Source organism: Streptomyces sp. NPDC025833 (assembly GCF_055558055.1).
The window spans coordinates 92,196-107,085 of the sequence record NZ_JBVHNF010000020.1; the positions used below are offsets into that span (position 1 = coordinate 92,196).

The 14,890-nt window shown below is 75.4% G+C and carries 16 protein-coding genes; 6 read left to right on the plus strand and 10 right to left on the minus strand.

Annotation, left to right across the window (positions count from 1 at the left end; all coding sequences use genetic code 11):
• Window positions 1–15 precede the first annotated feature (15 nt).
• Window positions 16–900 carry an RNA polymerase sigma-70 factor gene (locus ACZ4K2_RS30895; RefSeq protein WP_467478673.1) on the plus strand — a complete coding sequence of 295 codons (885 nt, stop codon included), beginning with the start codon at window positions 16–18 and terminating at the stop codon, window positions 898–900.
• A 262-nt stretch (window positions 901–1,162) separates the two neighbouring features.
• Complete coding sequence (locus ACZ4K2_RS30900) at window positions 1,163–1,924, plus strand: GntR family transcriptional regulator (RefSeq protein ID WP_467478671.1); 762 nt, start codon at window positions 1,163–1,165, stop codon at window positions 1,922–1,924.
• An 82-nt stretch (window positions 1,925–2,006) separates the two neighbouring features.
• Here ACZ4K2_RS30900 and ACZ4K2_RS30905 read toward each other — a convergent pair whose 3' ends face one another.
• The 3 genes from ACZ4K2_RS30905 to ACZ4K2_RS30915 all read right to left on the minus strand — a co-directional run bounded on the left by ACZ4K2_RS30905 (window position 2,007) and on the right by ACZ4K2_RS30915 (window position 5,156).
• Window positions 2,007–3,161, minus strand: a complete 1,155-nt coding sequence (locus ACZ4K2_RS30905) for an ROK family transcriptional regulator (protein WP_467478669.1) — start codon at window positions 3,159–3,161, stop codon at window positions 2,007–2,009.
• 100 nt (window positions 3,162–3,261) lie between these two features.
• On the minus strand, window positions 3,262–3,918 hold the full coding sequence (locus tag ACZ4K2_RS30910) for a response regulator transcription factor (protein WP_467478667.1): 657 nt from the start codon (window positions 3,916–3,918) through the stop codon (window positions 3,262–3,264).
• A gap of 83 nt (window positions 3,919–4,001) precedes the next feature.
• Window positions 4,002–5,156 (minus strand): sensor histidine kinase, encoded by a 1,155-nt coding sequence (locus ACZ4K2_RS30915; protein WP_467478665.1) that lies wholly within the window; start codon window positions 5,154–5,156, stop codon window positions 4,002–4,004.
• A 109-nt stretch (window positions 5,157–5,265) separates the two neighbouring features.
• Between ACZ4K2_RS30915 and ACZ4K2_RS30920 the strand changes: the two genes are divergently transcribed.
• Window positions 5,266–6,186, plus strand: coding sequence for an ATP-binding cassette domain-containing protein (locus ACZ4K2_RS30920; protein WP_467478663.1), 921 nt, complete (start codon window positions 5,266–5,268; stop codon window positions 6,184–6,186).
• Between the two features lie 2 nt (window positions 6,187–6,188).
• Window positions 6,189–6,899 carry an ABC transporter permease gene (locus ACZ4K2_RS30925; RefSeq protein ID WP_467478661.1) on the plus strand — a complete coding sequence of 237 codons (711 nt, stop codon included), beginning with the start codon at window positions 6,189–6,191 and terminating at the stop codon, window positions 6,897–6,899.
• Between the two features lie 61 nt (window positions 6,900–6,960).
• Here ACZ4K2_RS30925 and mug read toward each other — a convergent pair whose 3' ends face one another.
• The 6 genes from mug to ACZ4K2_RS30955 form a co-directional block, all read right to left on the minus strand.
• The gene (mug, locus tag ACZ4K2_RS30930; protein ID WP_467478659.1) at window positions 6,961–7,452 is read right to left on the minus strand and encodes a G/U mismatch-specific DNA glycosylase; all 492 of its coding nucleotides are present in this window, start codon (window positions 7,450–7,452) and stop codon (window positions 6,961–6,963) included.
• A 68-nt stretch (window positions 7,453–7,520) separates the two neighbouring features.
• A complete protein-coding gene (gene purB / locus ACZ4K2_RS30935; protein ID WP_467478657.1) occupies window positions 7,521–8,963 on the minus strand; it encodes an adenylosuccinate lyase in 1,443 nt (480 codons plus the stop codon).
• A gap of 139 nt (window positions 8,964–9,102) precedes the next feature.
• Window positions 9,103–9,891 (minus strand): SGNH/GDSL hydrolase family protein, encoded by a 789-nt coding sequence (locus tag ACZ4K2_RS30940; RefSeq protein ID WP_467478655.1) that lies wholly within the window; start codon window positions 9,889–9,891, stop codon window positions 9,103–9,105.
• A 124-nt stretch (window positions 9,892–10,015) separates the two neighbouring features.
• Window positions 10,016–11,035 carry a hemolysin family protein gene (locus ACZ4K2_RS30945; protein ID WP_467478653.1) on the minus strand — a complete coding sequence of 340 codons (1,020 nt, stop codon included), beginning with the start codon at window positions 11,033–11,035 and terminating at the stop codon, window positions 10,016–10,018.
• Window positions 11,032–12,393, minus strand: a complete 1,362-nt coding sequence (locus tag ACZ4K2_RS30950; RefSeq protein ID WP_467478651.1) for a hemolysin family protein — start codon at window positions 12,391–12,393, stop codon at window positions 11,032–11,034. Before ACZ4K2_RS30950 ends, ACZ4K2_RS30945 begins: the two co-directional genes overlap by 4 nt.
• Before the next feature lie 174 nt (window positions 12,394–12,567).
• Complete coding sequence (locus tag ACZ4K2_RS30955; RefSeq protein WP_467478650.1) at window positions 12,568–12,993, minus strand: GNAT family N-acetyltransferase; 426 nt, start codon at window positions 12,991–12,993, stop codon at window positions 12,568–12,570.
• 114 nt (window positions 12,994–13,107) lie between these two features.
• Here ACZ4K2_RS30955 and ACZ4K2_RS30960 point away from each other — a divergent pair, with 114 nt between their 5' ends.
• Together ACZ4K2_RS30960 and ACZ4K2_RS30965 are read left to right on the plus strand one after the other, a co-directional pair.
• Complete coding sequence (locus ACZ4K2_RS30960; protein WP_467478648.1) at window positions 13,108–13,350, plus strand: toxin-antitoxin system HicB family antitoxin; 243 nt, start codon at window positions 13,108–13,110, stop codon at window positions 13,348–13,350.
• A 2-nt stretch (window positions 13,351–13,352) separates the two neighbouring features.
• Complete coding sequence (locus tag ACZ4K2_RS30965) at window positions 13,353–13,727, plus strand: fic family toxin-antitoxin system, toxin component (protein WP_467478646.1); 375 nt, start codon at window positions 13,353–13,355, stop codon at window positions 13,725–13,727.
• On the opposite strand, the gene ACZ4K2_RS30970 is transcribed toward ACZ4K2_RS30965, so the two are convergent.
• A complete protein-coding gene (locus tag ACZ4K2_RS30970) occupies window positions 13,728–14,420 on the minus strand; it encodes a class I SAM-dependent methyltransferase (protein WP_467478644.1) in 693 nt (230 codons plus the stop codon).
• Window positions 14,421–14,890 lie beyond the last annotated feature (470 nt).

A 14,890-nucleotide genomic window follows, 5' to 3' on the forward strand; every position in this document is an offset into this window, starting at 1 on the left:
GGCTGGGATGGACCCGTGACCGCCGACCTCGCCACCGACGTCTTCGAAGAACACCGGTCCCTGCTCACGGGGGTCGCGTACCGCATGCTCGGCCGGGTCGCCGACGCCGAGGACGTGGTGCAGGAGGCCTGGTTGCGCTGGTACCGCGCCGACCGCTCGGAGGTCCGCGAACCGCGCGCCTACCTGGTGCGCATCACCACCCGGCTGGCCATCGACCGGCTCCGCCAGGTGCAGGCGCGCGGCGAGGCGTACGTCGGCCCGTGGCTGCCGGAGCCGTACCTCACCGAGTTCGCCGGCACCGCCCCGGACTCCGCCGAGCGCGCCGTGCTCGCCGACACGGTCTCCCTGGCCGTCCTCGTCGTCCTGGAGTCCCTGTCCCCGCTGGAGCGGGCGGTGTTCGTGCTCAGGGAGGCGTTCGGCTACCCGTACGCCGAGATCGCCGCGCTGCTCGACCGGGGCGAGCCGGCGGTACGGCAGCTCGCCGGACGCGCCCGCCGGCACGTCGCGGAACGCCGCCCCCGGTACGCGGTGGACCCCGCCCGGCGCCGGGAGCTCACCGAACGCTTCCTCGCCGCCGCGGCCGAAGGTGACCTGGCGGGGCTGATGTCCATGCTCGCCCCCGACGTCCGGCTGGTCGGCGACAGCGGCGGCAAGGCCAAGGCGCCGGTGCGCACCCTGCACACCGCCGACAAGGTCGGCCGCTTCCTCGTCGCCGTCACCCGCTCGGTCCCGGCGGACCTGTCCGTGCGCACGATCGAGGTCAACGGCGGCCCCGCCGTGCTGATGCTGGTCGGCGGCACACCCGACAGCCTGTTCCAGCTCGATGTCGCCGACGACCGGGTCACCGCCGTGTACATCACCCGCAACCCCGACAAGCTCCGGCTCCTCGCCGGTCACTGAGGCTCCTCGCCGGTCGCCGGGCCGGGCGCCCCGCCGCGCAAGCCCCCGTCGTGCGACGGGGGCTTTGCCGCGATGTCACACACACTCGCGCGCAAGAACGCCCCGTGAACGCTGCGCGCCGGATCACCCGGACGCCCCCCATGCGGCGAGGATTGGTCTTGACCAAGGGTGCCGGCCGCCCTATCGTCGCAGAGAAGTGCAACAACCTTTAATAAACAAGGGCGCCAAAAACTGCCGGACCACGGCTCTTGCGGAGGACAGGGTGGGGACCACGCAGCTGGAATCGGTACCGGAACCGAAGTACTGGCATCTCAAAACAGTACTGAGCGAGGCACTGGACTCGGAGTTCTCGGTCGGCGAGATCCTGCCCAACGAGCGGGAGCTGGCCGCCCGCTTCGGCGTGGCCCGGGCCACGCTGCGCCAGGCCCTCGAACAACTGGAGCTGGAAGGCCGGCTCCAGCGCCGCCGCGGGGTCGGCACGACCGTCGCGCCCCCGCGCGTGGGCGTGGCCGTCGGCACGCGGCAGCACACCTGGCCCGGCGCGGCCGGTGACGCCTGGCAGCCCCTGGACGCCGTCCAGACGGAGCCGCCCGCCGCCGTAGCGGCCGCCCTGGAGACCGGCGCGGACGACCGCGTCCACGTCGTCCGCCGCGCCCGCACGTCCCACGGCCAGCAGGTCGCCACCGAACTGCTCTACATCCCGGCGGCCTCGGTGCCCGGCCTCACCGCGATCGACGCCCCGTCCGGCGCGGCACGCGCGCGTGCGGTGCTGCGGGAACTCCAGCACCTCCCCCTGGAGGGGGAGGACCGAGCGGTCGAGCTGGGCTCCGCCCGCGCGGACGACGCCCGGGAACTCGACCGGCTCCCCGGCTCACCCGTCCTCGTGGTCACCACCCGCTTCTTCGCCGACGGCCGCACCGCGGCACTGTCGGTGGCCACCTACCGGGCCGACACCTGCCGGCTGACCTTCGGCGAGTCGGCGGGCGTGGAGATACACCACGACCCGGAGCGCCGGGCCTCCTGACCGCCCTCACGGGTGGGACCGCACACGGACGCGGTCCCGCCGAGCCGGGCGGGCCGGCCGCCCCCACCCCGGCCCGGCGCGCTCAGCGCCGCGTCACCGAGCCGTCGACCGTGAAGAGCTGCTCCTCGACGTGGTCCAGGGCCAGCCGCAGCGCCCCCGCGGCCACGGCCGCCTCGCCCAGCAGCGACAGCGCCACCCGGGGCGGACGCAGGCAGTAGCGGGCCAGCTCGCGGCGCAGCGGCTCCAGCACGTCGTCCAGGCCGGCCGCCCAGCCCCCGATCACGACCAGTTCCGGATCGAGCGCCAGCACCATCGCGGCCACGTCGTGCACCAGCCGCTGGGTGAACCGCTCGACCGCCGCCTGCGCCCGCTGGTCGCCCTTGCGCGCCAGCGCGAACACCTCGGCGACCGCCTGCTCGTCCAGCGGGTGGAGCGGCTCGTCCGTGGTGGACAGCAGCCGCTCCGGCGTCGCCTCGCGGCCCAGCAGGTGCAGCGCGCCGGTCTCCCCGGCCGCCCCGCCGAACCCCCGGTGCAGCTTCCCGCCGATCAGCGAACCGGCCCCGGGGCTCAGCCCGGCCAGCACGAACACCACGTCGTCCGTCTCGGTCGCCACGCCCTTCCAGTGCTCCGCCACCGCCGCCACGTTCGCGTCGTTCTCCACCAGCACCGGGCACCTGAAGGAACGGCTCAGCCGCTCGCCGAGCCGCAGCCCCGTCCACTCCGGCAGGGCCGTGCTCAGCCGTACCGTGCCGTCCGCCTCCACGATGCCCGGCGTGCCCACGCCCACCGCCCGCAGCGAACCGCGCGCCACCCCGGCCCGGCGCAGCAGCTCGGCGACCACACCGCGCAGCCGGTCCAGCCGTTCGTCCGCCGGGGCCGCCACGTCGACCTCCTTGGCCTGCGCGCCCATCACGCGCCCGTCGAGGTCGGCCAGGAGCGCGGCGACCCGGTGCGGCCCGATCTCCAGGCCCAGCAGGTAACCCGCCTCGGCCCGGAACCGGAACCTCCGCGCGGGCCGCCCCTGCCGGCGGGCGCCGCCCTCGTCGGCCGCCGCCTCCACCACGAGACCGCCCTCGATGAGTCCCTCCACGACTCCCTCGACCGTGGGCCGGGACAGCCCGGTGGCCCGGGTGACCTCGGTGAGCGTCGCGCTGTCCGTGGCACGCAGCGCGTGCAGGACCACAGCGGAATTGATTTTGCGCAGCAGCGAGGGATCGCCGCCCGTCAGCTGCCCCACCGTCCGTCCTCCCAGCTCGCAGGCGTGTTGGCCGGATCGTACTCGGACCGGACCAGCCCGGCGAGTGCCGGGTTCCGCCCGTGGGCGGCACACCGTCCGCTCACCCCGGTTCCACGAATCCGGACTCGTAGGCGGCGATCACCGCCTGGGTGCGGTCGCGGGCGCCCAGCTTGGCCAGGACGGCGCTCACATGCGACTTCACCGTCTCGGTGCCCACGACGAGCCGGGCGGCGATCTCCGCGTTCGACAGCCCCCGCGCCATCAGGCGGAGCACCTCCGCCTCCCGCTCCGTCAGCCGGGCCCGCTCCAGCGCGGCCCGCGCCGGCCGGCCGCCGTCCGCGTACCGGGCCGCGAGGCGCCGCACGGAGGCCGGGAACAGCAGCGACCCGCCCTCCGCGACCAGCCGTACCGCGTGCACGATCTCGGCCGGGCGGGCCCGCTTCAGCAGGAACCCGGCGGCGCCCGCGCGCAGCGCCTCGTAGACGTGCTCGTCGTCCTCGAAGGTGGTGACCACCAGGATCTTCGGGGGGTCGGCGACCGTGCGCAGCACCGCGCGCGTGGCCTCGATGCCGTCCATCAGCGGCATCCGCACGTCCATCGCGACCACGTCCGGCCGCAGCCCCCGTACCAGCGGGATGACCGCGGCGCCGTCGGCGGCCTCGCCCACCACCTCGATGTCGGGCTGCGCCGCGAGCACGGCCCGCAGGCCCGCACGGACCAGGGGTTCATCGTCGACGAGGAGCACGGTGACCGGCATCCGGCCAGCCTAACGGCCCCAAGATCATGCCGTCGGCCGTCCGTCCGCGCCCACCGGTCCCCGCCGCGCCGGGGCCCCGCGGGTCAGCCGGCCGGCAGTTCCGCGTGCACCCGCCAGTCGCCCTCGTCCGGGCCGGTGCGGGCGGTGCCGCCGAGCAGCGCGGCCCGCTCGCGGATGCCGCGCAGGCCGCTGCCCCGCCCGGTCCCCGGGACCGGTCCCGGCAGCGGATTGCGCACCTCCAGCGCGAGCACCCCGCCGGCGACCGCGACCCGGACCCGCACCGGCACGGCCCCGGCGTGCCGCAGCACGTTGGTGAGCGCCTCCTGGAGGATGCGGTAGCCCTCGCGGGACACCGGGCCCGGCACGGCCTCGACCGGGCCCGTCACCTCGGCGTCGACCGTCGCGCCGGAGGCCCGCGCGGACTCCAGCAGCCGGCCGGCGTCGGCCAGCGTCGGCCGCGCGCTCGCCGGCCGCTCGGCCTCCCGCAGCACGCCCAGCACCCGCTCAAGGTCCGCCAGGGCGGCCCGGCCGGTCTCCTCGATGGCGCCCAGCGCCCGGTCGGTGAACTCCGGATCGGCCGCCGCCCGCGCCGCCCCGGCCTGCACCACCGCCACGGTCAGGGCGTGCCCGATCGAGTCGTGCAACTCCCGCGCGATCCGGGTGCGTTCCAGCAACTGCTCGGTGCGCTCCTCCAGCGCGGCCAGCCGCTCGGCCGCGTCCGGGCCCAGCAGGGCGCGCGCACCGGCGGTCACCAGCGCGCCGAGCCCCACCACCACGCCGTACAGCGCGAGCAGCGGGAGCGGCGCCAGCAGGGCCCACGCCGGGTGCGGGGGCAGCCGGTCCAGCAGCGGCACCCCGGACGGCGTGCCGCCCCCGGCGTACCGCGCCAGTTCGACGCAGGTGACCGGCAGCCACACCGACGCGAAGACCGCCACCCCGCCGAGGAGCATCCTCAGCTCCAGCCACAGCACCGTGCGCAGCCGGTCCCGCCAGGTCGCCGACGGCGCCTCGGAGATGCCCGGCTCCGCCTCGCCCGGGGTCAGCAGCAGCCGCGCCTGCACGCCCTCGCCCCTGCGCACCGCGGGGACGAGCCCCAGCGGGACCAGGAACAGCGCCGGCATCCAGGGGGTCGAGGGGTCGATGAACAGCCAGACGCTGACGACCAGCGCCGGCACCCACAGGTGCAGCAGGCGCGCGTACGTCGTCCCGCGCAGCAGCGGGCGCAGAGGGCGGATCATGGCGCCATCGTCGCAGCCGGCGCCGGTGGCGGACCTCCCCCGCACGGGGGAGGCGGTGCCCACCGCCGGGGGAGGCGCCGCCGCCCCCGGTCCGGCCAGGCTGTCCGGCATGACCAGCATCGACGTACGGGACCTCACCAAGGAGTACGGCGGCCGGCGGGCCGTGGACGGCCTCACGTTCAGCGTCCGCCCCGGCCGGGTCACCGGCTTCCTCGGCCCCAACGGAGCCGGCAAGTCCACCACCTTCCGGCTCCTCCTCGGCCTGGACCGGCCCACCTCCGGCACCGCCACCATCGGCGGCCGGGAGCACCGGCGGCTGCGCGAGCCCCTGCGCCGGGTGGGCGCCCTGCTCGACGCCCGCGCCGCGCACGGCTCCCGCACCGCCCGCGACCACCTGCTGGCCCTCGCGGTGAGCAACCGGCTCCCGGCCGCCCGGGTCGACACCGTGCTGGAGGAGACCGGCCTGGCCGCCGTGGCGCGGCGCCGGGTGCGGACGTACTCCCTCGGCATGCGCCAGCGGCTCGGCATCGCCGCCGCCCTGCTGGGCGACCCCGGGACCGTCCTGCTGGACGAACCCGCCAACGGCCTCGACCCCGAAGGCATCGTCTGGATCCGCGCGCTGCTGCGCCGGCTGGCCGCGGAGGGCCGCACGGTCCTGGTCTCCAGCCATCTCATGGGCGAGACCGCCGCGTTCGCCGACCACCTGCTGATCCTCGGCCGGGGACGGCTGCTCGCCGACGCACCGGTGCGCGAGTTCATCGACGCGCGCGTACGGCCCCACGTCCGCGTCCGCACCACCGACCCCGCCGCCCTCGCCGGACTCCTCGCCCGGCACGGCTTCGACGGCTCCCGGGAGGAGGACGGCGCGTGGACCGTGCGGCACGCCCGGCCGGACGACCTCGGCCGGCTGATGTCCGAGGCGGGCCTGCCCGTCCTGGAACTCGCGGCGGGGGAGGCCACCCTGGAAGCGGCCTACCTCGATCTGACGGCCGCCGAGGCCGAGTTCACCGCACCGGCCCGGGAGGTCTGACCATGTCCTTCGCACCCGTGCTGCACGCCGAGTGGATCAAGATCCGCACCCTGCCCTCCCTGCTGGGCGCCCTCGCCGCGATCCCCGTCGCCACGGCCGCGTTCTCGGCCCTCGGCGCGGCCGACGCGGCCGGCTCCGACCCGCTGTTCTCGGCGTTCTTCGGGGTCTCCTTCGGGCAGGTCGCCGCGGTCGCGTTCGGCACGACCGCCGTGGCCTCCGAGTTCCGGGGCGGCGCACTGCGGCTGACGCTGTCGGCGGTGCCCGGCCGGCGGCGCTGGTTCGCCGCGAAGGCGGCCGCCGTCGCCCTGCCGGCGCTCGCCGTCGGGCTCCTCACCGGGTTCACCACGCTCCTGGTGGGCCGCGCGGTCCTCGGCGCGTCCGCGCCGGGCTGGCGCGAGGGGCTGCGCGGCGCCGTGGGCTGCGGCCTGCACCTGACGCTGATGGCCCTGTTCGCCGCCGGACTCGCGGCCGTGCTGCGCAGCGGGGTCGCCACCCTGTCCCTGCTGATCCCGTTCCTGCTGATCGTGTCCTTCGTCGTCGGCGACGTGTCCGGCGGTGTCGCCGGGTACCTCCCGGACCGGGCGGGCCAGGCGGTCCTGCACAGCGGGACGGACGGCACGCCGGGCCCGTGGACCGGACTCGCGGTGACCGCGCTGTGGGCGGGCGCGGCCCTGCTCGCGGGCGGTTGGAGCCTGCGGCGCAGGGACGCCTGACGGGCCCGCCCGGCCGGGCCGCACGCTCCGGCAGGCCGCCGTCAGCGGCCTTCACCGGCCGTCAGCCGTTGTCGGCCGCCGTCTGCAGCCGGGCGAACTCCTCCGCCATCGTCGCCACCGTGTAGTGCGCGTTCAGCCCGCTGGGGTTGGGCAGCACCCACACCCGGGTGTCCCCGATCACCATCTCCTGCGGGCCGACCCGGGCCGTGCGGTCCCGGAAGGCGGCCCGGTAGGCGGTCACGCCGACCACGGCCAGCCACCTCGGCCGCAGCATGGTCACCTTCCCGGTCAGCAGCCGGCCGCCCTCGACGTACTCCTCGGCGGTCAGCTCGTCCGCCCGCGCGGTCGCCCGGGCCACCACGTTGGTGATGCCGAGACCGTACGACAGCAGCTCGTCCTGCTCGGCGGGCGCGAGGAGCCGCGGGGTGAACCCGGACAGGTGCAGCGCCGGCCAGAACCGGTTGCCCGGGCGGGCGAAGTGGTGGCCCGTCGCCGCCGTCATCAGCCCCGGGTTGATCCCGCAGAAGAGCACCCGGAGGCCGTCCGCGGCCACGTCGGGGACGAGGCGGTCGCGGGCGGCCTCCAGGTCCGCCCTGGTGAGGCGGGGGGAGCGGGCGCGGGTCAGAGGATCGCTCCCGGGGTGTAACCGGCGGCCTGCGGGTGCCGTCCGACGATCTCCTCGACGCGGCCGGCGACCACGCCGACCTGGGCGGCGGCGGCCCCGGTGAAGGAGAGCTTGTCGGCCATCAGCGCGGCGAGCTGCGCACGGTCCAGCGGCAGGCGCTCGTCGGCGGCGAGCTTGTCCAGCAGGTCGTTGCGCTCGGCGCCCTGCTCGCGCATCGCCAGCGCGGTGGCGACCGCGTTCTCCTTGATCGCCTCGTGCGCGACCTCGCGGCCGACCCCGGCCCGTACGGCGCTCATCAGCACCTTGGTGGTGGCGAGGAACGGCAGGTAGCGGTCCAGCTCGCGGGCGACGACGGCCGGGAAGGCGCCGAACTCGTCGAGGACCGTCAGGAAGGTCTCCAGCAGGCCGTCCAGCGCGAAGAACGCGTCCGGCAGCGCGACCCGGCGCACCACCGAGCAGGACACGTCGCCCTCGTTCCACTGGTCGCCCGCCAGCTCGCCGGTCATCGACGCGTAGCCGCGCAGGACCACCATGAGACCGTTGACGCGCTCGCAGGAGCGGGTGTTCATCTTGTGCGGCATCGCCGAGGAGCCGACCTGGCCGGGCTTGAAGCCCTCGGTGACCAGCTCGTGCCCGGCCATCAGCCGGATCGTCTTGGCCAGCGAGGACGGGGCCGCCGCCAGCTGCACCAGCGCGGTGACGACCTCGTAGTCCAGGGAGCGCGGGTAGACCTGGCCGACCGAGGTGAACGCCTGCGAGAAGCCGAGGTGCCGGGCGATCCGGTCCTCCAGCTCGGTGAGCTTCGCCGCGTCGCCGCCGAGCAGGTCCAGCATGTCCTGCGCGGTGCCGACGGGGCCCTTGATGCCGCGCAGCGGGTAGCGGCCCAGCAGCTCCTCGACCCGGCCGTACGCCACGAGCAGCTCGTCCGCGGCGGTCGCGAACCGCTTGCCCAGGGTGGTGGCCTGCGCGGCGACGTTGTGCGAGCGGCCGGCCACGACCAGCTCCGCGTACTCGCCGGCGAGCCTGCCGAGGCGGGCGAGGACGGCCACCGTGCGGTCGCGCACCAGCTCCAGCGAGAGCCGGATCTGCAACTGCTCCACGTTCTCGGTGAGGTCGCGGGAGGTCATGCCCTTGTGGACGTGCTCGTGCCCGGCGAGGTCGTTGAACTCCTCGATCCGCGCCTTCACGTCGTGCCGGGTGACCTTCTCGCGCTCGGCGATCGAGGCCAGGTCGACGGTGTCGAGGACGCGCTCGTAGTCGGCGATCGCCTCGTCCGGCACCTCGATGCCGAGGTCCTTCTGGGCCCGCAGCACGGCGAGCCAGAGCTGCCGCTCCAGCTTCACCTTCTGCTCGGGGGACCAGAGCGTGGCGAGCTCGGTGGAGGCGTAACGTCCGGCGAGGACGTTGGGGATGCGGGGCTTGACGGGCGCAGAAGTCACGTGTCCAGAGTTTACTGGCGATTCGTGCAGGCCAGCGCCATGGGGTGGTTCGGCGGAAGCTACGAGACGCCGGTCACCCCGGCCGCGGTGCGGTGCCGGGCGCCGCGGACCCGGGCCGATCCGGACGAAACCCCCCGGGTCACGCCGGGCCCTCGTAGGGCAGCAGGTCGGGGCGCTTGGGCGGGAGGCCGTCGCCGGAGGAGCGGCCCGTCAGGCGCCGGCCTATCCAGGGCAGCAGGTGCTGCCGGGCGAACCGCGCGTCCGCGAGCCGCCGGCTCGTCCACCCCGGCGGGAGCGCGGCCGGCATCGGCACGTGCCACTCGGTGTCCTCGGCCTCGTACCCGAGCCGCTGCCAGACGGCCTCGGCGACCCGGCGGTGGCCCTCCGCCGTCAGGTGCAGCCGGTCCACGTCCCACAGCCGCGGGTCGCCCAGCGAGGCCGCCCCGTACAGGTCGACGACCACGGCGCCGTGCTTCTCAGCCAGCCCGTCCACGCAGGCGAACAGCTCCTCCATGCGCGGCCGGAACCGCTCCAGTACCGGGCCCTGGCGGCCGGGGCTGCGCATCAGCACCAGCCGCCGGCAGGAGGGGGCCAGCCGCTCCACGGCCTCGGTGAGCAGGTCCCGGACCCGGCCCATGTCGCACTTGGGGCGCAGGGTGTCGTTGAGGCCGCCGACCAGGGTGACGACGTCGGCGTTCATCGCCGCGGCCACCGGCACCTGCTCGTCGACGATCTGCCCGATCAGCTTCCCGCGCACGGCGAGGTTGGCGTACCGGAACCCCGGCGTGCGGGCGGCCATCCGCGTGGCCAGTACATCCGCCCAGCCCCGGTAGGAGCCGTCGGGCAGCAGGTCCGACATGCCCTCGGTGAAGGAGTCGCCGACCGCGACCAGGCTGGTGTACGGGGGAGGTGTGGGATTCGTCTGCATGGCGACAGCGATGGTATCCCGGCGCCATACCCGCCGGTCGGTCGCCCCGGGCCCCGTACCGCCCGGTCCCGGGGCCGCCGTACCGCCCGGTCCCGGAGACGCGGCACCGGGACCGGGCGCCGGCTCAGCTCGCGGCCGGCTGGCCGAACAGCTCCCGCAGCACGTCCTCCATGGTCACCAGGCCCGCGAGCCGTCCGTCGTCGCCGAGCACGGCCGCGAGGTGGGTCCGGCTGGCCCGCATCGCCGTGAGCACGTCGTCCAGCGGGGTGCCCGCCCGCACGCGCGCGATGGAGCGCATGTCCCGCAGCCCGAACGGCATGTCCCGCGGCGAGGCGTCCAGGGCGTCCTTGACGTGCAGGTAGCCCACGATGCGGCGGCCGTTGTCGACCACCGGGAACCGGGAGAAGCCCGACTCGGCCGACAGCCCCTCCAGTTGCTCGGGGGTGACGCCGATGCGCGCGTAGACCACCCGCTCCAGCGGGACGACGACGTCCCGCACCGGCCGGCTGCCCAGCTCCAGGGCGTCGTGCAGCCGTTCCTGGGCCCGGTCGTCGATCAGGCCCGCCTCGCTGGCGTCCTTGACGATCTCGGCGAGCTGGATGTCCGTGAAGGTGGCCGACACCTCGTTCTTCGCCTCCACCCGCAGCAGTTTCAGCAGCGCGTTGGCGAAGGCGTTGATCGCGAAGATCACCGGGCGCAGCGCCCGGGAGAGCGCGACCAGCGGCGGACCGAGCAGCAGCGCGCTGCGCACCGGTTCGGCGAGCGCGATGTTCTTGGGCACCATCTCGCCGAGCAGCATGTGCAGATAGGTGGCGAGGACCAGCGCGATCACGAAGGACACCGCGTGCCCCGCGGCCACGGGCACGCCCACCGCGTGGAACACCGGCTCCAGCAGGTGCGCGATCGCCGGTTCCGCGACCACGCCCAGCACCAGCGTGCACAGGGTGATGCCGAGCTGGGCCGCGGCCAGCAGGGCGGACACGTGCTCCAGGCCCCACAGCACGCTGCGCGCCCGGCGGTCGCCCTCCTGGGCCAGCGGTTCGACCTGCGAGCGGCGCACCGAGATCAGCGCGAACTCCGCGCCCACGAAGAAGGCGTTCACGACGAGGGTCGACAGACCGATCAGCAGCTGTACGGCGGTCATCGCGTGCCCTCCCGTGTCCCACGGGGGCCGTGCGCCCCGCCGGTCCGTTCGTCGTCCAGTGATGCGTGCAGCAGCACGCGGGCGGCGCGGCGGCCCGAGGCGTCGACGACGTCCAGCCGCCAGCCGGCCACCTCGACGCTGTCCCCGACGGCCGGTATCCGGCCCAGCTCGGCGGCGACCAGGCCGGCCAGCGTCTCGTACGGGCCCTCGGGGGCGCGCAGGCCCACGCGGGCGAGCTGGTCGGTGCGGGCGGCGCCGTCCGCCGAGTACAGGGCCCGGCCGTCCTCGTCCGCTCCGGCGGCGGCCAGGTCGGGCGTCTCGTGCGGGTCGTGCTCGTCCCGCACCTCGCCCACGACCTCCTCGACGATGTCCTCCAGGGTGGCCACGCCGGCCGTGCCGCCGTACTCGTCGATGACGACGGCCATGGTGCGGCGGCCGGAGAGCCGGTCCAGCAGCCGGTCCACGGTCAGGGACTCCGGCACCAGGAGCGGCTCGCGCATGAGCTGCGCGACCGTGCGGTGGGGCCGCTCGTCGGCGGGGACGGCCAGCACGTCCTTGATGTGGGCGGTCCCGACGACGGAGTCCAGGCTGCCCCGGTAGACCGGGAACCGGGACAGTCCCGTGGCCCGGGTGGCGTTGGCGACGTCCTCGCAGGTCGCCTGCGCGTCCAGGGCGATCACCTGGACGCGCGGGGTCATCACGTTCTCGGCCGTGAGGTCGGCCAGGTTCAGGGTCCGCACGAACAGCTCCGCGGTGTCCGCCTCCAGCGCGCCCGCCTTGGCGGAGTGCCGGGCGAGGGCGGCCAGCTCCTGCGGACCGCGGGCGGAGGCCAGTTCCTCGGCCGGTTCGATGCCGAGCCGGCGCACGAAGCGGTTGGCCGTGTTGTTCAGGTGGGTGATGAAGGGCCGGAAGGCCGCGCTGAACCAGCGCTGCGCGTTGCCCACCCGCCGGGCCACGGCCAGCGGCGAGGAGATCGCCCAGTTCTTGGGCACCAGCTCGCCGACCACCATCAGGAAGACGGTGGACAGGGCCGTGCCCAGGACCAGCGCCGCGGACTGCGCCGCGGACCGGGACAGGCCCGCCGCCTGGAACGGCCCGGCGAGCAGCTTGGCGATCGACGGCTCGGCGAGCATGCCGACCACCAGGTTGGTGACGGTGATGCCGAGCTGGGCGCCGGAGAGCTGGAAGGTCAGGTTCCGTACGGCTTTCAGGGCGCCCGGGGCGCCGCGCTCACCGCGCTCCGCGGCCCGCTCCAGCTCGCCGCGGTCCACCGTGGTCAGCGAGAACTCCGCCGCCACGAAGGCGCCGCAGGCGAGCGAGAGCAGGATCGCCAGCAGGAGGAGGAGCACTTCGGTCATCGGGTCACCCCCGTCCCAGGATCGGACAGGGCAGGGGAGAACGCGCGGTGTCGCGAACTGGGAGGCTCGCCCATGGGCGGACGCTCACAACCTTTCATAGAGGGCCGAGTGCTCCCTCAAGAGTAAAGGATGGGCAAAAATCGCTGTAAGGGGCCCTCCCAGGAGGTCTCGACGTCAGTCGGTGAGCGGCTTCACCCAGCGCCGCCACCGCTCCTGCGGCCCGTATCCGGCCGCGCGCCAGGCGTGGTGCGCGCTCTCGTTGCGCACCAGCACCATCGCGTCCGACCGCCGCCCGCCGAGCCGGGCGAACCGCCCCTCGGCGGCGGCCAGCAGGGCCGAGCCGACGCCCTGCCGCCGCCGCTCCGGGTGCACCGCGAGCCGGTACAGGTGGCACCGCCAGCCGTCGAAACCGGCGATCACCGTCCCCACCAGCCCGTCCTCGGTCTCGGCCAGCAGCAGCGCCCCGGGGTCGCGGGCGAGCAGTTGCTCCACCCCGGCGCGGTCGTCGCTGATGCTCACCCCCTCCGCGGCCGTCCGCCAGAAGGCGAGGACGGCGTCGAGGTCGTCGGGGAGGGCTGCTCGTACACGCGGTTCGCTCATGCGGCCAGCGTCGCCGGGACCCGGCGCGGCCCACCGGGAATTCCGCGATGCGGACCGGCGCTCCGGGCCCGTGCGCCCTTGCCGCTGCTAGCGCCTCGGCGCTAGCGTCGAGACATGGCCAAGACCCAGCTGAACGTGCGTGTGGACGAGGGCACCGCCCGCGCGGCCCGCGAACGCGCCCTGGCCCGCGGGATGAGCGTCAACCGCTATATCGAGGAACTGGTCAGACAGGACACCGGGGAACCGGGCCGCACCTTCGTCGAGGCCGCCGCCGACTTCATGAAGCGGTACGAGTCGGTGTTCGCCGAGGAGTTCGCCGACCCGCAGGGCACCGACACGGCCGCGGGCCGCCGCTGACCTTGGACGGAATCGGCATCGACCTCCCCTGGCTGCTCATGCTCGCCGAACAGCGCACCCCGGGGGACCCGCAGGTCACCGACTGGGGCGCCCTGGTCGCCGCCGTCGCCCGGCACCGCGCGGAGATATTCGGCGTGCCCGTCTACGGCACCCCGCACGCCCGCGCCGCCTCCCTGCTCCAGCTGCTGATCCACGTACCGGCGCTGGAACGCTCCAACGCGCTGTTCGCCTCGGCGGTCGCCTACGCCTATCTGGTGGCCAGCGGCGAGAAGGTGGCCACCACGCCCGAGCAGGTACGGGACCTGGCGCGGCTGGTCAAGGACGGCACGGCGGACGTCGACGCCATCGCGCGCGAGCTGCGGGGCTGGAGCGGCTGATCAGCGCCCGCCCGGCTCCGTCGGCCGCCACGCCACGCCGAGCGCGCAGTAGGAGGTCGGCAGCACCGGCCCCCGTTCCGGCAGGAGCACCTGCCGGAGCGGTCCGAGGCGGAACCCGGCCCCGCGCAGTGCGGCGACCGGCTCCCGGGACAGGTGGCAGCCGCCGTTGAGCACCGGCCACAGCGTCCGGTCCAGGGCGTGCTGGGTCAGCGTCATCATCCGGCCCCCGCCCCGCCCGTGCTCGAAGAAGCGGACCTCGCCGCCCGGCCGGAGCACCCGCCGCACCTCGCCGAGTGCCCGCGCCACGTCCGGCACGCTGCACAGCACCAGGGACAGCACGGCCGCGTCGAACGCCTCGCCCCCGGCCGGCAGCGCCTCCGCCGTGCCCGGCACCACGTACACCGGCACCCGGGCGCGCGCCGCGTTCGCCAGGGCCAGCCGCCGGAGCACCGCCTCCGGCTCGACCGCGACGACCTCCGTGACGGCACCGGGGTAGTGCGCGAAGTTCAGCCCGTTGCCGGCGCCGACCTCGATCACCCGCCCGGACAGCCCGGCGAGCAGCCGGTCCCGTACCCGGCCCAGGCCGAGCCGGGACTCGGCGGTGACGCTGATCCGGGCGTAGGAGCGGGCGAACAGCGGATGGTGGACGGGACCCCGCGCCACCCGGCCGGTACGCGTGGACGGCAGCCGCACGGCGACCTCCCTGGACAGGACGGACCTGGCAAGAGTGTCCCCCGCCCCACCCCGGCCCGCCCATCACCCCCGAGTCCGCCGGACGCGGGCGTGCCCGGCCGGGCGCGTCCACAGCCCTCACGCGGGCGTACCCGGCCGGGCGGGGGAGCGGGGGCCGTGCGGGCGGTGGTACGGCGTTCCGTGCGTCCGGCGCACTGTGAGGGGTGGGGCCGCGCTGCCGCCGCCCCTGCGCGGGCGTGCCCGCCCGCCAGGGGCGCGAGGCCGCCGCGTCCGGAGCGTCGTACACCGTCGCCCTCGCCCGGGCGTGTCCGGCCGTCCGGGGGCACGTGCGGGCGGTGTCATGGCGTTCCGTGCGTCCGGGGCGGGGCCGTGCGGCCGCCGCACCCCATCCGGGTGTGGCCGGCCGTCCGGGAGTACGGGCCGTGCGGGCGGTGTCACGGCGTTCCGTGCGTCCGGAGCGCCGGGCGGGG